Here is a 24,752-nt window from a genome sequence, read left to right on the forward strand (position 1 = left end):
TGGTAATTGCAAGGCTCCGGTGGTGAAGGCGCCCGCAAAATCCCACTTTCAAGCGGCGGAAGTGTCTCAAATTATGAACAAATTGTTCTCGGCCGCTTAGGCAAATATTAAATGTGGAAAGCTAAGGTCGGGTCCATATGGTCTTGAGTTTGTGTAGAGAGTCCCATGACCGAAATGATGCGTCCACGCGTAAAATATGTCATCGGCCCCGATGGCAGTCCTCTGACGATCGCGGACCTGCCGCCGGCCAACACCCGGCGCTGGGTGATCCGTAGGAAGGCCGAGGTCGTCGCAGCCGTGCGTGGCGGCCTCTTGAGCCTCGAAGAGGCATGCGAGCGTTACACCTTAACCGTCGAGGAATTCCTTTCCTGGCAATCCTCCATCAACGACCACGGTCTCGCCGGCCTGCGCACCACGCGCATCCAGCAGTATCGCCACTGAATTCCCCCTCAGCAGGGCCATAGTTCGAAACCGGCGACTCGGGGGGTTCCTGAGCCGCCGGTTTCGTTTCGGACGCTCTGTGCCGCTTGGGCCTGCGCCATTGGGACGCCGGTCGCCGCGATGATCCTGGCTCGAATAACTATCCACATGACTTACTGCCATGCCTCTTCAATCGACCTCGATTGAAGGAGAAGGATGTGCAGTTCAAAATGCCACGGCGACGGTTGCGCATGGCGCTGTACAAGGCCTGCAAAGGAAAGCCCGCTCCCGGGAAGGGGGCGGGCCTACGCATGGCCGGCAATTTCGTCTGCCCTTGGTTCTCTCAGGCGCGCAGCCTAGTAGCCGAGTCCCTTTCTTCCAGAGCGCTCGCCTTCTCATATTCGGCTTGCGCCTCGGCAAGAGCGAGCTCGGCTGCGTCCTGCTGCACCTTCAGCTCGCGAATGGATACCTGCAGATTGTCGGCGCGTTGGCGGGCCGCCTTCGCGAAGGTGGGATAGGCAAAGTGCGAAGGATCGGAAATGCCAGACTTCTTCTCCTCGAAAACGATTTGGGTTTCTAGTTCCTTAGTCATTCGCTCGAACTCAGTCATCATCGTCTGAAGCTGGTTCAACTGGCGTTGCTTCTCACGAACCTGAAACTCTTTCAGGCGGACAAGGCTCTCACGTGGTTTCATACGCAATACTCCCGTGGATGGCGAGACCCCGGCTACCGATCCTGCAGCGCCACGCGTCGTTCGAAACGAGCATCCAGCCACTGCAGCATTCTCAACCTGCCGCATGTTGTTCCTGAATCGGCGCCGATTCAGGCAAGCACGCGCCAGCCCGCCATGCCGGCCCAATGAGGGCCGGAAACAAAAAACTCCTGCGGCCTTAACAAATGCCTACCGCTGGTAACCTTTCGTTTACGGGCATCGTTAATCATAGTCGCGATGATTTAAGGCTCCGTAAATGCTGAGGCATGAAATGTGGCACACGGCGCATTTGCGAGTCTGCAGAGTCGGATAGCGGCACTTCTTCAAGCATCGCATGAAGAATGCTGTTTCAGATTTACCTTTGGAATCAGGAGACTGCTAAAAATATTTAACACCTTCGATACACCTTGCCAGAGTGAATCAGAATTTGTTAACCATTTGATGGCAGCCTCCAAATCAGGCAACGACTGGATCCGTATCGCGTAAGGGGGCCATGACGACCTTGGGCGGCGGAAAAGGGGAAGACTATGCGGGTTCTACTGATCGAAGACGACAGCGCGACGGCTCAGAGCATTGAGCTGATGCTTAAGTCCGAGAGTTTCAATGTCTACACCACCGACCTCGGTGAAGAAGGCGTCGATCTCGGCAAGCTTTACGATTACGACATCATTCTTCTCGATCTGAACCTGCCGGACATGTCCGGCTACGAAGTGTTGAGAACGCTGCGCCTGTCGAAAGTGAAGACGCCAATCCTCATCCTCTCGGGCATGGCGGGCATCGAGGACAAGGTTCGGGGTTTGGGCTTCGGTGCCGACGACTACATGACGAAGCCCTTCCACAAGGACGAGCTGGTAGCCCGCATCCACGCGATCGTGCGCCGTTCGAAGGGCCATGCCCAGTCGATCATCGCCACCGGCGAGCTGATCGTCAATCTCGACGCAAAAACTGTGGAAGTCGGCGGCCAGCGCGTGCATCTGACCGGCAAGGAATACCAGATGCTGGAGCTCCTGTCGCTTCGCAAGGGGACGACGCTCACCAAGGAGATGTTCCTCAACCACCTTTATGGCGGTATGGACGAGCCGGAACTGAAGATCATCGACGTGTTCATCTGCAAGCTGCGCAAAAAGCTCGCAAACGCCGCCGGCGGCGCCAACTACATCGAGACGGTCTGGGGCCGCGGCTACGTGCTGCGTGAGCCCGAGGGCAACGACTACCTGGAAACTGCCTGATTTCGCTTGCCGCAAGCCCGTCGGCCGCCGTCCCGAAACCCGCCCCTCGGCGGGTTTTGTCGTTCGGACCGGATGCGCGACAGCATCATCGGAGCCAGAATCTGGAAAGCGCCCCGCGTCTTGGATATGCGTCTGACAAGAAGCGGGTCGCGACCGCCACCACAACGACTTGGGTAGGCCCAGCCAAGGCACTACCTGCCATGCCTGGCGCTACAAAAAAGCCGCGGCAAAGCCGCGGCGAGCTACCCTTGGGAGGAGGGATCAGGCGGCCATCGACTGGCTGGCGAAGACGCTCGTCAGGATCTTTCGGTCGAAGGGCTTTAAGAGGAAGTCGTCGGCGCCGGCACGTTTGCCGGCCATCATCTTCCTGAGGTCTGCCTCAACGACGCAATAGTAGATCTTGACCGACGCGCCCTCGGGCATGCCGCGGATGTTGGCGATGAGGTCTAGCGCCCCGTCGAGCCCCGCGTCGACTACGAGGATATTCGGCATCTCCGCCTCGCAACGCACCAGGGCGTCAAGGCCGCTCGGCGCCTCGGACACGAGAAAGCCCATGCCCGACAGGATGCGTTTCCCGACTTTCCTTACAACGTCCGAGCCATCAGCGATCATCAAGCGGCGCATATTCAACTCCTTCACGCCTCGCACACGGAAAACGCGTCCATAAACAATGCTATACGGATTTGGCAAAGAAACCGTTACCTCGGTACCTGACGCCTCTCTCGCCGCGCAGCTATTCGCATGTCCCCTTGAACCGCTCTCGCTATAGGGAAGCCATGCGGCAATTCAAACTGCTGGAGCTTTTTTGCGCGTCGGACAAAGACGCGCGGCGGCCGTACATCCTTGAGTCCACGTTTTTCCAAGAATCGGCTCCGATTCTTGGGCCGATGATCAGGATGAGGCGCCGGTGCGCGCAGTGAAGACGATCTCCTCGCCGGTCGAAACAACGTCGATCGTCATGCCCGCCTCTTCGGCGAGCAGCACCGTATAGTAGGGCTGGATCGAATGGGCGTCGATCGCCTCCTCCGGCGTGCCGGAGAGGAGCTCGACGAGCTTCGGCGGCACACGCATCATCCGGCCCTTGGCGGCGAGCGTGAAGATCGCGTCGAATTCCGGATTTTCCAGTGTAATCTCGATTGAACCGCCGCGCGGGATAGCCCCATAGGCGATGAGGAAGAGGTTCAAGAGCAGCTTGACCCGGTTCTTGGCGATGATGGCGCGCGGACCACTCCAGGTTACCTCCGTCTTCTTTTCCGCCGCGGCGAAGTCCTTGGCCGCCTTTTCCGCTTCGCCTGTATCGATCGAAGCGCCGACGGATCCCGAGGCACCGAAGGCGAGGCGGGCGAACTTCAGCCGGACCGAGGCGTTCAAGGCGCTGGTGCGAATGAGATCCATCGCGTCGGAGTCGGCGCCGCCCTCATCGAGCAGTTCGAGGCCGTTGTTGATGGCGCCGACCGGCGAGATGATGTCGTGGCAAACCCGGCTGCAGAGCAGCGCCGCCAGATCGTGTCCCGTCAACGTCAGGTTCGGATTCTTCGCCATTTTTCATCCTTGTCCGGTTGCAGCCGAGCCCTGCACAATGCCCGCGAAGCTCGCCTGACCATGGGCTTGCCCATGCGAGCCGTCGAGCACGACCTTTTCTCTATCGGCCATAATGACATCACATTTGGTAAACCGATTGTTAAGATCATCGGTTCAAATTGTCATGGCCCTGGTTTCGCGAGGGATGACTGAAGCGAGTGAGGTGCGCTCGTGAAGCCGGCCGCGGCCCGCGCGAGTCGCATTTCGCGCCCGACGGAGGAAACGATGCAGCCGATGATGAAGGCAACCGCAATGGCTGTCCGCGCCATGCTGACCACGATAATGCTGATTGCCCTCACCCTGACGACTGGTGCGCCATCCGTCGCAAACGCCCAGTCGGCGAACGGAAACCAGTATACGATGCAGGAAATCATCGATGCCGGCCACGGTTTTTTCGGCCAAACTTCCGGCGGACTGGCCAAGGTGGTGGAACATGCCTTTCAGCGTTACGGGCTGCCGAACGGCTATATTCTCGGGCAGGAGGGCTCCGGCGCCTTCATCGCGGGCCTCACCTACGGGGAGGGCGAGCTCCATACGAAGAATGTCGGGCAGCATCCTGTCTTCTGGCAGGGACCGTCGCTCGGGCTCGACTGGGGCGGCCAGGGCAGCCGTGCGATGATGCTCGTCTACAACCTGCCGAGCGTTCCGTCGCTTTACAAGCGCTTCGGCGGCGTTTCCGGCTCGGCTTATGTGGTCGCCGGCGTCGGCATGACCGTGCTGACGGATGAACACGTGATCGTCGTGCCGATCCGCACCGGCATCGGCGCAAGACTCGGCGTCAACGTCGGTTACCTGAAGCTGACACAGCAGCCGACCTGGAATCCCTTCTGACAGTAACGACACGGGGACCAATGCCGGGCGATCTGGAAAGTAATTCTTGCGGCAGACACCATCTTTGCGGCAGATAGTATGGCGGAGCCGCCTCGACGGGTAGCGGATCGGTCCAGATGAAACGGCAAGCACGTGATTGAATACGCCCTCCTCTTTGCCCTGGGCTTCCTGACAGCAGGCCTTCTCGGCCTGATGGTCGCGCCCGCTATCCAGCGGCGCATCGTGCGTTTCGCGGAGGACCGCCTGAAGGCGACCATGCCTCTGAGTCCGCAGGAGGTACGCGCGCAGAAGGATGCCGCGCGCGCGACCTACGCCGCCGAAAACGCCAAGACCATGCAGGCGCTGCGCCGGGAGCGCGACAAGGGCGTCGAGCTGATGCTGCAGAAAGAGAAGATCCACCAGGAAGCGACTCGATTAACTGCAGAAAACACTGATCTGCAGGCGCAGATGGCTGACATGAATATCGAGGTAACCGAAATGCGCTCGGCCATCCGTGAGCTTGAGCTGCGGATGGCGAATATGCGGGCCTCCTATGAGAACCTGCAGCGCGACGACAGCGCCAAGGCCGAAACGATCCGGCGTCTGAGCGCTGAGCTGGACAAGCATGAGGCCGAATTTCACAGTCTTCGCATAGATCTTGCGGCGCGGGAGACCGAAATCGAGCATCTGAAGAGCCACGCTGCGGGACTGCGCGACGAGCGCGAAGCTCTGACGGCGGACCTGAAGGCAGAAACTGCGCGCGCCCGCGAAATGGAACTCCGCCTTGGCAGGGACGAGGGCAGGATCCGCCAGCTTGAGACAAAGCTTGCCCGGGAAGCCGCCGCCAATGCCGACCGCGAGAGCGCGCTTGAACACCGCGCAGAGGAAATCGAAAGATTGAAGACGCGCGTCAAGACGGCCAATCAGGAAATCCGCGAAGCGACGAAAGCGCTTCGTGCGGCCGGCGTGAAACTGCCGAAGCCGGCGGCCGCCAGCCATGCCACATCAGGCGCCGGCGGCAAACGGAAGGAGCCGCTGGAAGGTCCAGATAGGGACCGCCTCTCCGACGATCTGCGCATGCGTGCGACGGCGTTGTCCGAGCGGCTCACCAACTCGAAAACCGAAGTCCACGACGAAGCGCTGCGTGAGGAAGTGGCCGAGATCGCCGCTCGCATGGTGGCTCTCACCGCGATGCGGGAAGGGGAGCCTTCGCCGATCAACAGGCTCCTTGCCGGCGAGGACGCAGAGAAGCAGACTGGCAAGAGCCTAGCACGGCGGGCCAAGGAATTGCTGCCGTCAAAGTAACGACGGGGCGGGACAACCACCCCTGATCCGGCCTGCCCGTCTCCAAGTGCAGACAACTTCAAATCCGTCCGTTGACGCGCGCCACCTGATGGAGAGCGATGCCCGCGGCCATGGCTACGTTCAGGCTGTCGAGACCCGGCCGCTGCCGGATACGCGCCGTGCGGACGGCAGACAGGATGGCCGGCGACAGGCCCTCGCCTTCGGTGCCGACCAGAAGCGCGGTCCGCGGTGCCGGCGGGATGTCGGCGATGTCGGTTTCGCCGCGCGGAGACAGACCCCAGATTGAGAAGCCGGCTGCGTTTAGCTGGTCGATCAGCTCCGCCGCCGTCCCTTCGCGCGCAAAAGGCAGCACCAGCACCGATCCGACCGAAACCCGGATGGCCTTGCGGTACATGGGATCGCAGCTCGATTGATCCATCAGCGCCGCGTCAACGCCGAAGGCGGCGGCGTTGCGAAACAGCGATCCCATGTTGTCGTGATTGGAGATGCCGCAAGCGGCAAGGACGAGGCTCGAGGCCGGAAGGCTGGCGAGGAGCGCATCCCGGCTGGGCACTCGGTCCGGACGGCCGATTGCCAGCACACCGCGGTGCATGTTGAAACCGGCGATGGCGTCGAACACACGGGCGTCGGCCGCGTAGACCGGAACGTCCTCTGGGAACTCGGCAAGCAGTTCGCGAAGGCCGGCGACGCGGTTCTCCAAGAGCAGGATGGCTTCGGCCACGATGCCGCGACTTGAGCGATGCGCCGCAGCAAGCAAGCGCAGCACGACGGTGCCTTCGGCAATGAAACGGCCCTGCCTTCCGGTGAGATCACGCTCCTTGATCGAGACGAATCCCGCAATGCGCGGGTCCGATGGGTCGTCGATCCGGATCGGAGGCGCAATCATACGTCATTTCGTCCTGACGGTGATGTCCGCAACGATGCGCCCGGCCCTGATGTCGAAGACGATCGCGCGGGGTTCGGCGCCCGCCAGACTGCCGTAGAACAGCACTTGCGAGCCGGAAAGCGCCACGTCACTTACCGAAAACCCTGCCGGCAGCGCCGCGATCGCATTGACTGGCGCTTCGGCCGGAATGCCGACGGCCGTCTGGGACGCCTCCGTGTCTTCGGATGTGCTCGTCAGCTTGTAGACAATCGTCCCGAGGACGGCCATAAGCATGATCAGCATCACGCCGGCCGAGACGAGCTGCAGGCGCACCATCTTGCGGCGGACATTCTCCATCGCCGGATCGAGCGGCTTTTCTTCCTGATTGTCTTCGGGCTCGATTGCGGTCATGGCTGGCTTTCCATCGGAATTGAAACGGAATGAACGATCCCTTTAAACAAGCCACCAGCAATAGGAAAGTCCTCAAGGCCAATGAGGCTGCCGCCGGGCGGCTCGACGCTTTCCTGACCGACGCGCTTTCGGGCGAATTTTCCCGTAGCCGCATCAAGGGGCTGATCGAGCAAGGCGCCGTCTCGGTCAACGGGGCGACCGTCTTCGAAGCGAAGCGGAAGGTGCACCCCGGCGACACGTTCGAGATCGCCCTGCCCGAGCCGGAGGATCCGGAGCCGAAGGGCGAAGTAATTCCGATCGATGTGCTCCACGAGGATGAGGACCTGATCGTCCTTGTAAAGCCAGCCGGCTTGGTCGTGCATCCGGGCGCCGGCAATTGGACGGGAACGCTTGTCAACGCGCTGATCCATCATTGCGGCGCAAGCCTTTCCGGCATCGGCGGTGTGAGGCGGCCGGGCATCGTGCATCGCCTCGATAAGGACACGAGCGGCGTCATGGTCGTGGCGAAGAACGATGCTGCTCACCGCCACCTCTCCGATCAATTCGCCGACCACGGTCGCACCGGCCCGCTCGAACGCGCCTATCAGGCGGCTGTCTGGGGTCGACCCCGCCAACTGAGGGGCACGATCAACGCCCCGCTCGGACGGGCGGGAGACCGGACGAAACGGGCAGTCCGGCGGGAGGAGAGCGACGACGCGCGCGAGGCGATCACCCATTATGAAGTCGTCGAACGCTATCACGAGCGGCCGGACGGCACCTGTCTCGCCTCCATGGTCGAATGCCACCTGGAGACTGGCCGGACCCACCAGATCCGCGTGCACATGGCCCATATCGGCCATCCGCTCATCGGCGACCCCGATTACGGCGCGGCCTTCCGCACCAAGGCCAATCTGTTGCCCGAGCCGGCGAAAACTGTGGTGAACCGCTTTCCCAGGCAGGCCCTGCACGCTTTCATGCTGCAGTTCGAACATCCCTCGAGCCGCGAAACCATGCGTTTTGAAGCACCGGTGCCCGCAGACATGCAGGAGCTCATTGCAGCTCTGCATGCGCACGCTTGATTGCCCTTGAAATTGCGATCTGGAAATCCAATCTTATAGACGTCTCGAACCGCGACATCCTCCCTTCCGGTATCACGGCAGCGTGAAACCGGACTCCTTGAATCATGCTTTCGCCGTACTTATGTTCTAGTCTCGTGGGGTCTAGACGAAGACCCACGCCCGGCCTGCCGTCCCGGAGTCCGGAGTTCAAAAGGGGGTGCTTCATGGCCCGCAACACGTTGCCGACCATTGCTGCTGGAGAGGGCGGCCTCAGCCGCTATCTTGATGAAATCCGCAAATTTCCCATGCTCGAGCCGCAGGAAGAGTACATGCTCGCCAAGCGCTACCAGGAGCATGACGACCGCAAAGCCGCCCACAAGCTGGTGACGAGCCACTTGCGCCTGGTTGCCAAGATAGCGATGGGCTACCGCGGCTACGGACTGCCGATCGGCGAAGTCATCTCGGAAGGCAATGTCGGTTTGATGCAGGCGGTCAAGAAGTTCGAGCCGGATCGCGGCTTTCGCCTGGCGACCTATGCCATGTGGTGGATCAAGGCGGCGATCCAGGAATACATCCTGCGTTCGTGGTCTCTGGTCAAAATGGGCACGACCGCCAATCAGAAGCGGCTGTTCTTCAATCTGCGTCGGCTGAAGGGCCGTATCCAGGCCCTCGACGAGGGCGATCTCAAGCCGGAACAGGTGAAGGAAATCGCCACGACCCTCAAGGTCAGCGAGGACGAGGTTATTTCGATGAATCGTCGCCTGTCCGGCGACGCGTCGCTGAACGCGCCGATCAAGGCGAGTGAGGGCGACTCGGGCCAATGGCAGGACTGGCTGATCGACGAGAACGACAATCAGGAAGAGATCCTGATTGAGCAGGATGAGCTCGATAGCCGCCGGGCGCTTCTCGCGAGCGCCATGAAGGTGTTGAACGACCGGGAACGCCGCATCTTCGAGGCCCGCCGCCTCACCGAGGACCCCGTGACACTCGAAGACCTGTCGGGCGAATTCGACATCAGCCGCGAACGCGTGCGGCAGATCGAAGTCCGCGCCTTCGAGAAGGTGCAGGATGCCGTCCGCAAGGCCGCGATCGAACGCGCCAATGCGCTCCGCGTCGTCGAGGGCGCGTAAGAAGCTACCGCCGTCGGTATAACCCTCAGCCCCGCCCTTCGAAAAGTTAAGTTAGAATCCCGGCAAATAATAATTTTGCCGGGCTTCTCTCGTCCGGTCCGGACTCTTCTTTTTCCTACTGGCCGCTTGCCGCCGTGCTGCCGACACCGCTCCAGGCCTGCAGCACCTTGTTGAAGACCTCGGCGCCGGTGGTGCCCTTTTCGAGCGTCAGCAAGGCGCGGCGTCCGTTCCTGTAAGTGATCGGAATATCCATCCAGCTGCGGCTGCGCAGGAGCTCCGAATTGCCCTTGGCCGCTTCCGCGAAGTCATTAAGCGCGATCATGTGGAAATCGTCGGTGATCTTCGCCGGGACCGCGATCAGCGAATCGCCGCGGTCCTGTTCCGTGCGCTTCATCGACACGCGTTGTACCCCTTCGATGCTGCCGCCTTCGAAGTTTGGCGGTAGCGAGAACACAAACTCGATGACGTGGCTCGCCGGCAGCGACGGATCAACATTGCGCTTGATCGTCATCAGCGCGGTCAGGCCGCGATCCGGCACCACGATCTGCGCTTGGATCGCCGGCTCGGGTTTGGCGTCGCCGCCTGGCGATTCCTCCTTGATCGACCAGGAGACGGTACCGGGGATCGCGGTCGGCGAGGATTGGCCGAGCCGCTCCTCGTAAAGGAACATCTTCTCGCCATCGGCAACGGAGATCTCGGGCAAGTCGGCCGGAGCATTTTCCTCAGCCGCCGCCTGGGATGGCGATGCTTGCTGCGGTTCCTCGACGTCCTTCGATCGACCGGCCTCGGTCTGCGCGGCGACGGATTTGCCCTCTTGCGATGCGTCCTTGCCATTCGTGCCGGCCGGCCCTTCGTCCCGTTCGGTCCCATCGGCGAGCAGCCGCTGCGTAAATTTGGTCGAGTCAGGCTCGGGCGCAGCGGCACCGTCCTGCTTAGCGGATTGCTCGCCCGGCTGGCCGGCGGGCGCGTTCTCTTCGGCGGGGGGCGTGACGTCCCCGCCGCCGGGCATCAGCCTGGTGATCATGTCCGAAAGCCAGGCATTGCCAGCTTCCCGGTTCACCCAATAGGCATAGCCGCCTCCACCGAGGAGAAGCACGATGACGAGGCCAATCACCAAACGCTTGATGCTGAACCGCGATTCCTTCGGCGTGGCGCGGTAGGACGCTGGCCGTGGCGGCTCAGCCGCCGGCACAGCGCCGGTCTCCGTATCGTCGCTCGTGGCGGATGCCGCGGCAATTTTTTGAACCCGGCCCGCCTCTTCGAAACCGAGCAGGTCATCGATATGGTCCCAGGCGTTGCCAGCGCGCTCCTCCTCGGCTGCGGCGGCGGGCGCCTTTTCCACCGGCCAGGACCATTCGGACGCATCCGGGTCAGGCTGCTTGTCCTTGGCATGCGTGGAGACTGCAAACGGATCATTGTCGTCGAAGGTCCAGGTCGACGCCGATTCAGTCTCGGCGGCGCGGCCGGGCTCGGCCGCCGCTGGCGCGGTCGGATGGAGGCCCAGCCGTTCCGGCTCGGCCGCGGCTTCTTCTTGCTGCGGAGCTTGGGGCTCCTGCGGCTCGCTCCCGGCGTCGACGGCGCCATCATCCCACTCGGGCAGCGCCCACTCGGAAGGCGCTGGTCGCTCCGCCACGGCCTCGGCCGGCCGGAATGCCTCGTCCGGCTCGGCAGGAGCAGGCTCCGCTTCTTGCTGTTCGCGATGGAATTCTTCGGCATGAGGTTCCGCCGGTCCGATTTCCTCGGCATCCGGTTGGTCGGCGTGCGCCATCGGCTCTTCAACCGGCTCCGGCCATTCGGAGACGGCAGGAGCCGTTTCCGGTTCTTCCTGCTCAGCGGGCGCTTCCTGATATTCTTCGACGGGAGAGGTGACGGTTTCCGGCTCGCTTTCCCAATGTTGCTCCGGCACCTGCTCGGCTGGCGCCGCCTCGATTGTCTCGCTGGCCGTTTCCACCTCGGGCGCGGGAGGCGCGGGAGCGGGCTCGCCCGGCTGATCCTCATCGGCCGGCACCCCCGGCACTGCCTCTTCCGGCTCGGTCACCGGCACCGGCGAGGTTTCCGCCTCCGGCGCAACCGCGATGGTCTCCTGTTCGACTGCCTCCGGTTCGATCGCCACCGGCTCCTCGAGCGCCGGCAATGCCTCGGTGTATTCGCTCTCGACTTCGGTAATGGCCGATTCCAGCTTGCTGAGCTGGCGGTTGATCATTTCGTCCGATGGGCGCGGGTTCATGTTCTCGAGTTGGCGGCGCACGGCACCGCGCGCCTTCTCGTAGACCCTTTCTCGCATTTCCAGTGTGTTTTCCGACAGGCCGTCAACGGTCCTGCGAATAACTGCAACAAAATCCGCCATCAGAAACTTTCTCAATTCTCAGACACGCGGCGACGATTACCATGCCGCCGCATTTGCGCCGACACTAGTCCTCAAAAGGGTCCGTCACAAGTATTGTGTCGTCGCGCTCCGGGCTCGTGGAAAGCAGGGCGACCGGCGCGCCGATCAGTTCCTCGACCTGGCGAACATATTTGATCGCCTGTGCGGGCAGATCGGCCCATTTGCGCGCGCCGACCGTCGATTCCTTCCAGCCTTCGAGCGTAATGTAGACGGGCTTGACAGACGCCTGTTGCGCCTGACTTGCGGGAAGGTGTTCGATCTCCTGTCCATCGAGCGTATAGCCGACACAGATCTTCAACTCGTCGAGGCCGTCGAGCACGTCGAGTTTGGTGAGGGCGATGCCGGTGATGCCGTTGGCGGCCACGGACTGGCGCACGAGCGCTGCGTCGAACCAGCCGCAGCGTCGCTTGCGCCCGGTGACCGTTCCGAATTCATGGCCGCGCTCGCCGAGGAACTGGCCGACCTCATCTTCGAGTTCAGTCGGGAACGGGCCCTCGCCAACACGCGTGGTATAGGCCTTGGTGATGCCGAGAATATAGCCAAGTGCGCCCGGCCCCATACCGGAGCCGGCAGCCGCCTGACCGGCAACGGTGTTCGACGAGGTGACGAAGGGATAGGTACCGTGATCGATATCGAGCAGCGTGCCTTGTGCCCCCTCGAACAGGATGCGTGCGCCCTTGCGGCGCTGGCGGTCGAGAAGCAGCCAGACGGTGTCCATGTACGGCAGAATCCGCGCCGCGACGGCGGACAGCTCGTCCAAGATCGCCTGGTGGCTGATTTCTGCCTCGCCGAGACCACGGCGCAATGCATTGTGGTGCGTCAGGAGCCGATCGACCTTGGCCGGCAGCGTGTCGAGATCGGCGAGGTCCATGACGCGGATGGCGCGCCGGCCGACCTTATCCTCATAGGCCGGTCCAATGCCGCGGCGGGTCGTGCCGATCTTGGTGCCGCTGTTTGAGGCAGCATCCTCGCGGATACCGTCGAGTTCGCGGTGCAGCGAAAGAATGAGTGTCGCATTGTCGGCGATGCGCAGGTTCTCGGGCGTGATCTTGACACCTTGCGCGGAAAGCTTGTCGATTTCTGCGATCAAGGCATGCGGGTCGATCACCACACCATTGCCGATGACGGCAAGCTTGCCGGGCCTGACGACGCCGGAGGGAAGCAGCGACAGCTTGTAACTGACGCCGTCGATCACCAGGGTGTGGCCGGCATTGTGACCGCCCTGAAAGCGCACGACGATATCGGCGCGCTCCGAGAGCCAATCCACGATCTTGCCCTTGCCCTCGTCACCCCATTGGGATCCGACCACCACGACATTCGTCATCATCTTTTTCCTGTTCACGCGCGCAACAAGGCATTGCGCTGTTCTCAAACCCGCGCATCTATACTGTGTTGTCTTGCGGAAAGCGACCCCGATGTGCCCCGGGGCAGGGCCTTTTTGCATGACAAATGGCGGCCTTACCGCCTATACCCTAGGGCGCGCCCGCCTGCCCATGTCTCCAAACGGATCTTCAGCCGCGTGAACCCCAAAGCCTATTTTTATCTCTGTATCACGTCGCTTTTCTGGGGCGGCAATTCGGTTGCAGGCAAGATGGCCGTCGGTCATGTGAGTCCGATGATGCTGACGACACTGCGCTGGCTGATCGCACTCGCCGTGATCCTTGTGCTGATGACGCCGCAAATCCGCCGCGACTGGGAAAAGATCCGCCAGCACTGGCTGCAACTGCTCGCCTATGGCGCGGTAGGCTTCACCCTATTTAACGCCTTCCTCTATTCGGCCGTGAAGTACACGAGCGCGATCAATGCCGTCATCCTGCAGGCGGGCATCCCGATGCTGATCTTCCTCTTCAATTTCGCGCTCTTCCGCACGCAGGCGTCGATCGCCCAGGTCATCGGCTTCACCGTGACGCTGATCGGCGTACTCACCACCGCGGCGCACGGCGATTTTGCAAGCCTCCTCCGGCTGCAGTTCAATTTCGGCGACGCGCTGATGATTCTCGCCTGCATCGTCTACGCCGTCTACACTGTCGCATTGCGCTGGAGACCGGCCATCCACTGGCAGAGCTTCATCGCCGTTCCCGCCTTCGGCGCGCTCATCAGTTCCGTTCCGCTGCTCGCTTGGGAATTTGAAAGCGGCAACGCGATCGTGCCGGATGCGACCGGCTGGGCAATCGTCCTTTATGCCGCGATCTTCCCGTCACTGATGTCACAAGTTCTCTATGTTCGCGGCGTCGAGATGATCGGTTCCAATCGCGCCGGGCTGTTCATCAATGCCATCCCGGTCTTCGGCACCTTGCTTTCCGTACTGCTTGTCGGCGAGACCTTCCAGCTGTTCCATCTGGCGGCGATGCTGCTCGTCCTTGGTGGCATCGCCATCGCCGAGCGCGGGCGGCCTAAGCCGCCGAAGTGACATATGGGGAGAGTAGACTCCTCCCAGGCCCTCCCCACAGGGGAGGGCTGAAGGTTTGGAAGCGTCGGCAGAGCCGCTCAGTCGACGTTGAACACCAGCGGCTTCGCCTGGCGGACCGCCGGATTGGCGCGCAGCCTGTCGAGCACGGGCTCGGAAACCGGACCATCGACATAGAGGAGGGCGATCGCGTCGCCGCCCTGCTTTTCGCGGCCGAGCTGGAAGTTGGCGATGTTGACGCCGGCATCGCCCAAGGTCGTGCCGATGAAGCCGATCATACCGGGCACATCGGTATTGGTCAGGTAGACCATGTGGTTGCCCACGTCGGCGTCCAGATTGATGCCCTTGATCTGGATGAAGCGCGGCTTGCCGTCTGAGAAGACCGTGCCGGCGACCGAACGCGTCTGGTTCGCCGTCGTGACCGTCAGCTTGATGTAGCCATCGAAGACGCCGGTCTTGTCGCGCTTGACCTCTGAAAGGATGATGCCCTTCTCCTTGATCATGATCGGTGCCGAAACCATGTTGACGTCGGCCACCTGGGGCCGGATGAGCCCCGCGAGCACGGCACTGGTCAATGCTTTCGTGTTCATCGCAGCGGTCGAACCGTCATAAAGGATTTCGATCTCCTTGATGGCGCTCTCCGTCACTTGTCCGACAAAGGCGCCGAGCACATCGGCAAGCCGGATGAAGGGCTTCAGGATCGGCGCCTCTTCGGCCGTAATGGACGGCATATTGATGGCATTTGTGACCGCGCCCTTTACCAGATAGTCCGACATCTGTTCGGCGACCTGCAGGGCCACGTTTTCCTGCGCTTCCGTTGTGGAGGCGCCGAGGTGAGGCGTGCAGACGACATTCGGCAGGCCGAAGAGCGGGCTCTCGGTTGCGGGTTCCACCTCAAACACATCGAAACCCGCGCCGGCGACGTGGCCGGACTTCAAGGCCTCGGCAAGGGCCTTCTCGTCGACTAGGCCGCCGCGTGCGCAGTTGATGATGCGCACGCCCGGCTTCGTCTTGGCGATCGCCTCCGCACCCAGGATATTGCGCGTCTTGTCGGTCAGCGGCACGTGCAGGCTGATGAAGTCGGCCTGGGCGAGCAGTTCGTCAAGTTCGACCTTAACGACGCCCATCTCCTCGGCTCGTTCCTTCGACAGGAAGGGATCATAGGCAAGCACGTGCATTTTCAACCCGATGGCGCGCGCGCAGACGATCGAGCCGATATTGCCCGCGCCGATAACGCCGAGCACCTTGCCAGTGATCTCGACGCCCATGAACTTCGACTTTTCCCACTTGCCGGACTGCGTCGATGTATCGGCGGCAGGAAGCTGGCGCGCAACCGCGAACATCAGCGCAATCGCATGTTCAGCGGTGGTGATCGAGTTGCCAAAGGGCGTGTTCATGACGATGATGCCGCGGCGCGAGGCGGCGGGGATGTCGACATTGTCGACGCCGATGCCTGCGCGACCGACCACCTTCAAGTTCGTGGCGGCGGCGATCAGCTTTTCGGTCACCTTTGTGGCGGAGCGGATGGCAAGGCCATCATACTTGCCGATCACTTCGGCAAGACGCTCCTTGTCCTTGCCGAGCTTCGGCTCGAAATCCACTTCAATGCCGCGATCGCGGAAAATCTGGACGGCGGTTTCCGACAGTTCATCGGATACGAGAACGCGAGGTGCCATGAAGGCCTCCTTCAAAAATCAGGTCTGAACGAATTCGGATAGCTTCGCCCACGCAGAGCGAAGCAAGGTATCGATCAGGCGGCAGCCTGCGAAAGCGTTGCCTTCTGGGTCTCGAAAGCCCAGGTGAGCCACGGCATCAGCGCTTCGATGTCGGCGGACTCGATCGTCGCGCCGGCCCAGATGCGCAGGCCCGAGGGAGCATCGCGATAGTGGCCGACATCGTAAGCGACGGCTTCCTTTTCGAGCAGCGCAACCACCCCCTTGGCGAAGGCAGCCTGCGCGTCCGCGCCGAGTGCCGTGACATTCTCGTCGACGATCTTCAAGCAGACCGAGGTGTTGGACCGGGTTTCCGGCGCAACCGCCAGGTTGGCGAGCCACGCATTGGCCGCGACGAAGCGGTGAATGACCTCGGCATTGGCATCCGCACGCGAGATCAACGCTTTGAGACCGCCGATCGACTTCGCCCAGAGAAGCGCATCGATATAGTCCTCGACGCAGAGCATCGAGGGCGTGTTGATCGTCTCGCCGGTGAAAATGCCGTCGATCAGCTTGCCACCCTTGGTCATGCGGAAGATCTTTGGCAGCGGCCAAGCGGGCTGATAGCTCTCGAGTCGCTCGACGGCGCGGGGGCTCAGGATCAGCACCCCATGGCCGCCCTCGCCGCCCAGCACCTTCTGCCAGGAGAAGGTGACGACATCGAGCTTGGCGAAATCGAGCTGCTGCGCAAAAGCGGCCGAGGTCGCATCGCAGATAGTCAGCCCCTTGCGGTCCGCCGGGATGAAATCGGCGTTCGGCACCCGTACGCCCGACGTCGTGCCGTTCCAGGTGAAGACGACGTCGCGGTCGAAATCGATCGCGGAGAGATCCGGCAGTTCGCCATAGTCGGCTTCGAAGCGGCGGACATCGGCGAGCCTCAGCTGCTTGACCACGTCGGTGACCCAGCCTGCACCAAAGCTCTCCCAAGCGAGCATGTCGACGCCGCGGGCGCCGAGCAGCGACCAAAGCGCCATTTCGACGGCACCGGTATCGGAAGCAGGCACGATGCCGATGCGGTAGTCGGCCGGCACTTCGAGAATTTCACGGGTAAGATCGATGGCTTGCTTCAGCTTCGCCTTGCCGATCTTGGCGCGGTGAGAGCGACCGAGTGCGGCATCGGAAAGGGCTTCGAGCTTCCAGCCGGGGCGCTTCGCGCAAGGACCAGAAGAAAAATGGGTATTTGCCGGGCGCACGGCCGGCTGGGCAGGCTTCGTCATTTGCTATCCTCTCAGATAGAAGCCCCTCGTTGGGGAGGGGTGTCCCGCCGCCGGCAATATTGTGGAGCGGAGAGGAAGTCAAGTGCCCTGCGTCGCTTTTGATAAAATTTTTGGCGTTCCGAGCAAATCAGCCAACTCGGCGAAATGGGCGGGTCACCACAAGGCGAAGCGCAAGCCAGCGCGTATTTCGTGCCGCGAGAGGCCATCGTCGCGTCCTTTGGCACCGATCGCACCGGCAAGCGCCTCCGCTCCAAAGCCGAACATGTCGCCGCCTGCTGTGTGCGAGTAGCGATAGCCGAGGTCGAATTTCAGCCGGTCGGTAATATCATAGGAAACGCCGGCCATAAGCGCATAGGTGAAGCGCCAGCTGTCCTCCCCTTGATAGGACGCCTCGCCCGCAGCTCCGGAGCAGGCTCCACCACCGGCGACGCAGGCCGAGCTTTCATGGACGGTCTTCCAGTCGATCCGCGTGGCGCCGATGCCGGCGCCGAGGTAAGGCGTGAAACCCGCCAGCGTCGCCAGGTCCACATATCCGTTCGCCATCAACCCGAGCGCGGAGAAATTGGCATGGTGAGAGAAGGCACAGGATGTACCTGCCCCTTCGCCGATGCAGGGAGTTGCGGAGAACGAAGAGCCGTCGAAGCGGCCTTCAAAATACTCGGCCGACAGATCGGCACGGAAAATATCGGTAACTTGATAGCCGATGCCGACCGTGCCGGAGAGAGGTTTGTCGAAGCGAGCGCTGTCGAACGAAGTTTTGCTGTAGCTGCCGGTACCGCTGTCGAACGCGCGATAGAAGGGATCGCCCTCACCGAGCCAGCCCGTATAGCCGATGTCGCCGCGCAGATAGAGGCGACCGCCGTCGCTGGCTGCCGGAGAAATGGCGATTTCCGGCGCATCGATCAGTTCCTCGTCGGCGGACCTTGCTGTACCCGTTGCCAGCAGACCGGCGCAGAATACAACGCTCCAAATTCCCTGCCGCCAGCCCATTCCATGCCCTTTCGCCTTTGACCGTCAACGGCGCGGCTCCACGACGCAGACTGCCCATCGGCGTTAACTATTGCAGGCACGGGTTAACCACGGGTTAACCATGTATGTTAGGAATCTGCAGCGATGTTGCACCTCCACGAAACGGAAAAGGCCGCCCCAGTGGGCGGCCCGACGATGCGCGACATCTGCTGTTCCGACGGCGTGCGCATCGTTCCCGATGCACAAAGGTCGCTGTAGCGATTGCTGCAGGTTTTAATCCTTAGATCGGCTCCGATCCAAGGGCAGATGCAGTGCTTTACTTGTAAACGATCGGCTCGACGGGCGGCACATAGGCCGCTTCGCATGGGCTGCCGAAGGAGTAACGCAAACCCGCCCGCGCCTCGTGGATATAGATGTCCTTGTCGAAGCCGGGACCGCTGCCGGCATTGAAACCGAACATGTCGCCGCCATTGATGTGACGGAAGCGGTAGCCGACGTCGGCCTTGAGATTGCAGGTCAGATCCACCGCAGTGCCGGCCATTAGCGCATATGTAAAGCGCCATTTGGCCTTGCCGTCGTGCTCGACTGTCGGATCGCAGTTCGTGGGATCGGTCACGTCGCAGCTGGTGTTGCGCAATCTTCCCCATTTCACGCGCGTGCCGCCGATACCGGCGCCGAGATAGGGCGTGAAGGAGCCGTAGGTCCCAAGATCCACATAGGCGTTGGCGAGCAAGCTCCAGGCGGACATGGTGGCGATGTCGGTCGACACACAGTTGCCAGCAACGCCGCAGCTCCCGCTGGTCGAGCCGCTGAAATCGGCCTCCCCGAGATAGTCAAGCGTGACGTCGGTGCGCAGATAGTTGTTGATCTGGTACCCGACGCCACCACCGAGGACGTAGGAGTCATCGAGATCGGCTCTATCGAAGTCAACCAGGTTGCCATTGGATCCCTGGAAGAAATGCGCGCCGCGCAGATCATTCCAGGCATAACCAACATCGCCGCGCAGGTACCAGCCACTGGTCTGGACGACTGCGACCGGTTGCTCGACGTATGGCGGCGCTGCCGGCGGCTGATAGATATCCGCGGCGTAAGCCGGCGCGGCGCTGAGCAGAGCCACAGCAACGCCCTTCAAAACCTTTTTCATGCCCCACCCCAATATATTCGAATACTCCAACCCGTCCGGACGCATGTGTTGCGGACTTAGTGGATGCTTGCCAGGATGATGGATGGGAAAGGTTAAATCCCGATTAACTACAAAAATTTACCCTGAACATTAACTTTCGCCAGTATTGGCAGAACGGGAGGTGGGACCGGTATTTCAACCACCGACTTGGATGCACCGATCCGACGCCGCGACGATGAAACTGGCAAGGCGACGCGGTCAGCAGAGGGGGTACCCCGCCGCAAGGTTTTTCAAAGCTGCGGCGCCGCCTGCCGTCTGGATGACTGGTGGCGCCGCGGAACCTGAAGAGCGACGGATCAGGCCGCGCTGCGAACGCTGCCGATCACATTGACCAACTCATCGACGATGCGTTCGACCTTGCCGCGGTCATCGCCTTCCGCCATCACGCGGATCAGCGGTTCGGTGCCTGAGGGACGAATGAGGAGGCGGCCACTCCTGGCGAGTTCCGCCTCGGCATCGGCGATCGCTTGCCGCACGGCGTCATGCTCCAGCGGCTTGCCGGCGGAAACGCGCACGTTCTTTAGCACTTGCGGCACCGGCTCGAATCGCTGGCAAACCTCGCTGACGGACTTGCCCTGCCGCTTGACCACGGCGAGTATTTGCAGTGCCGCCACAAGGCCATCGCCGGTCGTGCCGAAGTCGGAGAGCACGATGTGGCCCGACTGCTCACCGCCGACATTCAGTCCGTCCTGGCGCATCTGCTCGACAACATAGCGGTCGCCGACCTTGGTGCGGTGCAGCTTGAGTCCGCGTGCCTGCAAGTATCGCTCGAGGCCTAGGTTCGACATGACTGTGGCGGCAATGCCGCCGCCCTGGAGCATGCCGTCGGCAGCCCAACTGTCGGCGATCACCGCCATCAGTTGGTCGCCGTCGATCACTTTGCCGGTTTCATCGACGATCAATACCCGGTCGGCATCGCCATCCAGCGCTATGCCGATGTCCGCCCTCACCTCGTGAACCTTCTTCTGCAGTGCCGCCGGATGGGTCGAGCCGCATTCGAGGTTGATGTTGACGCCGTTCGGCTCGGTGCCGATCGTCACCACTTCGGCGCCGAGCTCCCAGAGCGCGGACGGAGCGACCTTGTAGGCAGCGCCGTTGGCGCAGTCGATAGCGATCCGCAGCCCCTGCAGAGTCACGTCGCGCGGAAGCGTGCGTTTCGCCTGTTCGATATAGCGATATATGTCGCCGTCGACGCGCTTGGCGCGGCCGATATCCTCAGGCTTGGCAAGCTGCGAGGACATGTCCTGTTCGAGCAGTTCCTCGATCTTCTCCTCTATCCCGTCGGAAAGCTTGTAGCCGTCAGGCCCGAAAAGTTTGATGCCGTTGTCGCGGAAGGGGTTGTGAGAGGCGGAGATCATCACGCCGATGTCGGCGCGTAGTGACCGCGTCAGCATGGCCACGCCGGGCGTCGGGATCGGGCCGAGCAGGAAGACATCGAGCCCTGCGGCGGTAAAGCCGGCGACCATCGCGTTTTCAAGCATGTAGCCCGAAAGACGCGTGTCCTTGCCGATCACCACCCGGTGGCGGTGGGCGCCGTTGCGGAAAATCGTCCCGACGGCAATGCCGACCCGCATCGCAAGATCCGGCGTCATCGGAAAAATATTGGACTGGCCGCGGATACCGTCGGTGCCGAAATATTTGCGCTTCATAAAAACTCCATCGTCCTGCTTCTGCAGGATTTCTTTCGTAGCCCGCGTTCTGTTGCGTGTTCCTCGGTTGGTCTTCATGCCCGGGACCTCGCCTGCAGCCCTTGTTGCGGAAGAGATGAGCGGCGATTTCCGCTCTCTGCTCCGGCCTTCATGCCATGCAACTCCCCGTCAAAACACGAATTGAGGCGGCTTTGCGCCATCTTTGGCACATATGCACAACAAACGGCAGCAATCCTATCATCAGAAATCATTACACCGCGTTACCAACTGCGCTGAAGTAAGGCTGACCTCCAAAAAAGGCCGCCGCTTCCGTGGAAGCGGCGGCCTTCGAAGCCAATTGATGTTCCACAGCTGGCGTTACTGAGGCTGCGGTTCGAAGCCGCCCTCGGGTTCTTCGCCCTTGGCCCCGACTTCCTTCTTCGTGCCGGCAGACGGGACCGCGGAACCACGGTGCGGCGGCGTGTCGTCGCCGAGATCGCGTGCCGGCTTCTCGCCGCGTATGAGCGCCTTGATCTCGTCGCCGGTCAGCGTCTCGTATTCCAGCAACCCCTCGGCAAGGGCCACGAATTCGTGGTGCTTTTCCGTCAGGATCTTGCGCGCCGCTTCATAGGCGTCGTCGATCAGGCGACGGATCTCGTTGTCGATCTTCTGGGCGGTCGCTTCCGATACATTCTTCTGCTGTGCGACGGAATGACCGAGGAAGACCTCCTGCTGGTTTTCACCATAAGCGACCTGACCGAGCTGGTCGGAGAAGCCCCATTGCGTGACCATAGCCCGCGCGAGCTTCGTCGCCTGCTCGATATCGGAGGAAGCCCCGGAAGTGATGTTCTCCTTGCCGAAGGTCAGTTCCTCGGCAACCCGCCCGCCCATCATGATTGCAAGGCGCGAGATCATCCACTTGTAGCTCATCGAATAGCGGTCGCCCTCGGGCAATTGCATCACCATGCCGAGAGCGCGGCCACGCGGAATAATGGTCGCCTTGTGGAGCGGATCGGCCGAGGGGACATTGAGGGCCACGATCGCGTGGCCGGCCTCGTGGTAGGCGGTGAGCTTCTTCTCGGCCTCGGTCATGGCGGAGGAACGGCGCTCCGCGCCCATCATGATCTTGTCCTTGGCGTCCTCGAACTCCTGCATGGTGACGAGGCGCTTGTTGCGCCGCGCCGCCATCAGTGCCGCCTCGTTGACGAGATTCATGAGATCCGCGCCGGAGAAGCCGGGCGTGCCCCGGGCAAGCACCTTGAGATCGACATTCGGCGCAAGCGGCACGTTGCGAATATGCACCTTGAGGATCCGTTCGCGGCCGTTGATGTCCGGGTTCGGCACGACGACCTGGCGGTCGAAGCGGCCCGGGCGCAACAGCGCCGGATCGAGCACGTCGGGACGGTTCGTCGCAGCGATAAGGATAATCCCCTCATTCGCCTCGAAGCCGTCCATCTCGACCAGCAATTGGTTCAGCGTCTGCTCGCGCTCGTCGTTGCCGCCGCCGAGGCCCGCGCCGCGGTGACGGCCGACCGCGTCGATCTCGTCGATGAAGATGATGCAGGGTGCATTCTTCTTCGCTTGCTCGAACATGTCGCGGACGCGCGATGCACCGACACCGACGAACATCTCGACGAAATCCGAGCCGGAGATGGTGAAGAAGGGGACGTTCGCCTCGCCCGCGACGGAGCGGGCAAGCAACGTCTTACCGGTGCCGGGCGGGCCGACGAGCAGCACGCCGCGCGGGATGCGACCGCCGAGCCGCTGGAACTTCTGCGGGTCGCGCAGGAATTCGACGATTTCCTCGAGGTCCTGCTTGGCTTCATCGACGCCGGCGACATCCTCGAAGGTCACGCGGCCGTGCGCTTCGGTCAGGAGCTTTGCCTTGGACTTGCCAAACCCCATCGCGCCACGCGATCCGCCTTGCATCTGACGCATGAAGAACAGCCAGACGCCGAGGATCAACAACATCGGCAGAAGAGTTCCGATGTAGCTCAGGAAGCCGGAGGAGCCGTCGGTCTCGGGGCGAACGGTGACGGTGACGTCCTTGGCTTCAAGCCGCTCCGTCAGAGCTGTATCGACGGCAGGCGCATAGGTCTGGAAGGTCGCGCCGCTTTCGGAATAGCTGCCGATCACCTTGGAGCCGGTAATCACCACTTCCTTGACGCGATTGGAGTCGACGTCCTTCAGGAACTGCGAGAAGGGAATTTCGCGCGAACCCGTGCGCTCGGTGGGCTGCTGGAACATGCTGAATAGCGCAATCAGGAGAAGCGCTATGATTGCCCAGAGGGCAAAATTTCGAAAATTAGGGTTCATCGAACTCCCCGGAACCTCCGCAGCCGGGCCTTCGCCGGGCTACACTCTTGTTCCCTAACATAGGGTTCCGCCGCTGCCTTGCCAAGGCAAACCGCCGGCTACCCTTCCAATTCCGTCAAAACATCGTGAACCGGCGGCGCGGGGTATCGATCGCGACCGAACAGCACGGCGATGGCATCCGCCATAATCCTGTCGAAACCCGGCAAAAAGGTGTCGTAAAGCCCTATGCGGCACTCTACCTTCGCCGTGTCGCCTCCGGTGTTTCCGGCCTCCGCTGGCACAATGTGAGGTGCCACTTGCGAAGCCCTCATGGCAACCCCCTTCGGCAAGCCTGCGTCAATAAGCCTCTGCTGCCAAACGCCGCCGTCCCCCGCGCTCACAGTCAGGGCGGAATCCAGGCTGGCAATGGTGAAGCGGCCGTCCCAGAGCCCACGCTCGCCCGGCCTAAGATCGAGCACGGGAAGATTGCGCGGCTCGCGATAGAGATAAAGGCCGCTCGAACGGCGGTCGAAGACCACCCGCGCTGCCGTCATCCGGCCAGGATGGTCCGATTTCAGAAAGCCGGAGAGCCGCTTGACCGTCGCACCCGCGGGCAGGTGATCGCGCCCGCCGAGGACTGCGGCGAGCGACATCATCCCCCGACACCAGTCCGGGTCGTCCATCTTTCCCGCCAGCGGCACGGCAATCTCGGCGACCAGGGCGCCATATACACGGACGTGCCCGCTGATCAGGGCCGCAGCCCTTACCGACGAGGCGGAGCGCTGCGCGGCGCTCCAGCGCAGTGCCGGCACATCGCCGGACGCTGCAAGATCGGCACGCACGCGGGCCCGCTCGAACACGGGATTGACGTTGCTTGGATCGTCGGACCAGCCCACGCCCTCCGCTTCGAGGAAGGCGCGGATCGCAGTGCGGCGCAAGCCGAGGAACGGTCTAAGGACCCAGATCCTCCGCCCGTAGAGCACGGTTGCCGCCATTCCTGCGCCGCCCTGGCCTTGCCCGCCTTCAGCGCCGCGCGCACCGCGCATCGCGATCGTCTCGTATTGGTCGTCGAGCGTGTGCCCGGTGGCGATGCATTCGGCACCGAGCGCGCCAGCCGCTTCGGCGAGCAGTTCGTAGCGCTTATTGCGCGCCGCGGCCTGAAGGCCGGTCCTGGGCTTATCGCCTTCCCAGCGATAGATGCGGTGGGGAACGCCTAGCGAAGTGCAGAAAGCACCAACCGCCTCGGCTTCACTTGCGGACTCCGGCCGCAAGCGGTGGTCTATCGTGCAGGCAACGAGCGAAAAGCCCTTCCGCGCCTCCGTCTGACTCGCATGGTGAAGTGCGAGAAGGAGACCCTTGGAATCGCTGCCGCCGGACACGGCGACGAGAAGCCTGCGAGGTTCTATAAAGGAATTGAGAAAAATTCTGGCCGCGTCGAGAACGGCGTCGGACATG

General features: G+C 62.0%; 21 protein-coding genes. 7 read left to right on the forward strand and 14 right to left on the reverse strand.

Translation table 11 applies throughout. The features are described 5' to 3' along the window. Positions 1-165: 165 nt before the first annotated feature. Entirely contained in the window at positions 166-441 is a 276-nt protein-coding gene (sciP, locus tag J2Z31_RS18445; RefSeq protein WP_003527546.1) for a CtrA inhibitor SciP, read from the forward strand. A 322-nt stretch (positions 442-763) separates the two neighbouring features. On the opposite strand, the gene J2Z31_RS18450 is transcribed toward sciP, so the two are convergent. Continuing rightward, positions 764-1,114, reverse strand: coding sequence for a flagellar export protein FliJ (locus J2Z31_RS18450; RefSeq protein WP_209603198.1), 351 nt, complete (start codon positions 1,112-1,114; stop codon positions 764-766). A gap of 545 nt (positions 1,115-1,659) precedes the next feature. Between J2Z31_RS18450 and ctrA the strand changes: the two genes are divergently transcribed. Beyond that, a complete protein-coding gene (ctrA, locus tag J2Z31_RS18455) occupies positions 1,660-2,361 on the forward strand; it encodes a response regulator transcription factor CtrA (RefSeq protein WP_209603200.1) in 702 nt (233 codons plus the stop codon). A 261-nt stretch (positions 2,362-2,622) separates the two neighbouring features. Here ctrA and J2Z31_RS18460 read toward each other — a convergent pair whose 3' ends face one another. Next, positions 2,623-2,985 carry a response regulator gene (locus J2Z31_RS18460; protein WP_209603202.1) on the reverse strand — a complete coding sequence of 121 codons (363 nt, stop codon included), beginning with the start codon at positions 2,983-2,985 and terminating at the stop codon, positions 2,623-2,625. Positions 2,986-3,252: 267 nt separating this feature from the next. Continuing rightward, entirely contained in the window at positions 3,253-3,903 is a 651-nt protein-coding gene (chpT, locus tag J2Z31_RS18465; RefSeq protein WP_209603204.1) for a histidine phosphotransferase ChpT, read from the reverse strand. Between the two features lie 264 nt (positions 3,904-4,167). On the opposite strand from chpT, the gene J2Z31_RS18470 reads away from it, so the two are divergent. Beyond that, complete coding sequence (locus J2Z31_RS18470; protein ID WP_209603206.1) at positions 4,168-4,773, forward strand: DUF1134 domain-containing protein; 606 nt, start codon at positions 4,168-4,170, stop codon at positions 4,771-4,773. A 132-nt stretch (positions 4,774-4,905) separates the two neighbouring features. After that, the gene (locus tag J2Z31_RS18475; RefSeq protein ID WP_209603208.1) at positions 4,906-6,057 is read left to right on the forward strand and encodes a coiled-coil domain-containing protein; all 1,152 of its coding nucleotides are present in this window, start codon (positions 4,906-4,908) and stop codon (positions 6,055-6,057) included. 58 nt (positions 6,058-6,115) lie between these two features. Here the strand turns inward: J2Z31_RS18475 and J2Z31_RS18480 are convergent, their stop codons facing one another. Together J2Z31_RS18480 and J2Z31_RS18485 are read right to left on the reverse strand one after the other, a co-directional pair. After that, entirely contained in the window at positions 6,116-6,943 is an 828-nt protein-coding gene (locus J2Z31_RS18480) for a TrmH family RNA methyltransferase (protein ID WP_209603210.1), read from the reverse strand. A gap of 3 nt (positions 6,944-6,946) precedes the next feature. Beyond that, positions 6,947-7,333, reverse strand: coding sequence for a hypothetical protein (locus J2Z31_RS18485; protein ID WP_209603212.1), 387 nt, complete (start codon positions 7,331-7,333; stop codon positions 6,947-6,949). Between the two features lie 29 nt (positions 7,334-7,362). Here J2Z31_RS18485 and J2Z31_RS18490 point away from each other — a divergent pair, with 29 nt between their 5' ends. Next, complete coding sequence (locus J2Z31_RS18490; RefSeq protein ID WP_209603214.1) at positions 7,363-8,391, forward strand: RluA family pseudouridine synthase; 1,029 nt, start codon at positions 7,363-7,365, stop codon at positions 8,389-8,391. Between the two features lie 203 nt (positions 8,392-8,594). Then, positions 8,595-9,500: an RNA polymerase sigma factor RpoH gene (gene rpoH, locus J2Z31_RS18495; RefSeq protein WP_209603216.1), complete on the forward strand. Its 906-nt coding sequence runs from the start codon at positions 8,595-8,597 to the stop codon at positions 9,498-9,500. Between the two features lie 115 nt (positions 9,501-9,615). On the opposite strand, the gene J2Z31_RS18500 is transcribed toward rpoH, so the two are convergent. Together J2Z31_RS18500 and J2Z31_RS18505 are read right to left on the reverse strand one after the other, a co-directional pair. Further along, positions 9,616-11,847 (reverse strand): hypothetical protein, encoded by a 2,232-nt coding sequence (locus tag J2Z31_RS18500; RefSeq protein ID WP_209603218.1) that lies wholly within the window; start codon positions 11,845-11,847, stop codon positions 9,616-9,618. A 64-nt stretch (positions 11,848-11,911) separates the two neighbouring features. Beyond that, on the reverse strand, positions 11,912-13,210 hold the full coding sequence (locus tag J2Z31_RS18505) for an adenylosuccinate synthase (RefSeq protein WP_209603220.1): 1,299 nt from the start codon (positions 13,208-13,210) through the stop codon (positions 11,912-11,914). Between the two features lie 195 nt (positions 13,211-13,405). Here J2Z31_RS18505 and J2Z31_RS18510 point away from each other — a divergent pair, with 195 nt between their 5' ends. Beyond that, on the forward strand, positions 13,406-14,296 hold the full coding sequence (locus J2Z31_RS18510; RefSeq protein WP_209603222.1) for a DMT family transporter: 891 nt from the start codon (positions 13,406-13,408) through the stop codon (positions 14,294-14,296). Between the two features lie 77 nt (positions 14,297-14,373). On the opposite strand, the gene serA is transcribed toward J2Z31_RS18510, so the two are convergent. The 7 genes from serA to tilS form a co-directional block, all read right to left on the reverse strand. After that, positions 14,374-15,969, reverse strand: a complete 1,596-nt coding sequence (serA, locus tag J2Z31_RS18515) for a phosphoglycerate dehydrogenase (protein WP_209603224.1) — start codon at positions 15,967-15,969, stop codon at positions 14,374-14,376. 74 nt (positions 15,970-16,043) lie between these two features. Continuing rightward, positions 16,044-17,222: a phosphoserine transaminase gene (locus J2Z31_RS18520; protein ID WP_209603226.1), complete on the reverse strand. Its 1,179-nt coding sequence runs from the start codon at positions 17,220-17,222 to the stop codon at positions 16,044-16,046. A 153-nt stretch (positions 17,223-17,375) separates the two neighbouring features. Continuing rightward, a complete protein-coding gene (locus tag J2Z31_RS18525) occupies positions 17,376-18,212 on the reverse strand; it encodes an outer membrane protein (RefSeq protein WP_209603227.1) in 837 nt (278 codons plus the stop codon). Positions 18,213-18,507: 295 nt separating this feature from the next. Then, complete coding sequence (locus tag J2Z31_RS18530) at positions 18,508-19,335, reverse strand: outer membrane protein (protein ID WP_209603229.1); 828 nt, start codon at positions 19,333-19,335, stop codon at positions 18,508-18,510. A gap of 335 nt (positions 19,336-19,670) precedes the next feature. Beyond that, a complete protein-coding gene (glmM, locus tag J2Z31_RS18535; RefSeq protein WP_209603231.1) occupies positions 19,671-21,023 on the reverse strand; it encodes a phosphoglucosamine mutase in 1,353 nt (450 codons plus the stop codon). A gap of 357 nt (positions 21,024-21,380) precedes the next feature. Then, positions 21,381-23,318: an ATP-dependent zinc metalloprotease FtsH gene (gene ftsH / locus J2Z31_RS18540; protein WP_209603233.1), complete on the reverse strand. Its 1,938-nt coding sequence runs from the start codon at positions 23,316-23,318 to the stop codon at positions 21,381-21,383. Between the two features lie 98 nt (positions 23,319-23,416). Beyond that, positions 23,417-24,751: a tRNA lysidine(34) synthetase TilS gene (tilS, locus tag J2Z31_RS18545; protein WP_209603235.1), complete on the reverse strand. Its 1,335-nt coding sequence runs from the start codon at positions 24,749-24,751 to the stop codon at positions 23,417-23,419. Position 24,752: the final 1 nt, after the last annotated feature.

This window comes from Sinorhizobium kostiense, assembly GCF_017874595.1.
Taxonomy (GTDB): Bacteria; Pseudomonadota; Alphaproteobacteria; order Rhizobiales; family Rhizobiaceae; genus Sinorhizobium; species Sinorhizobium kostiense.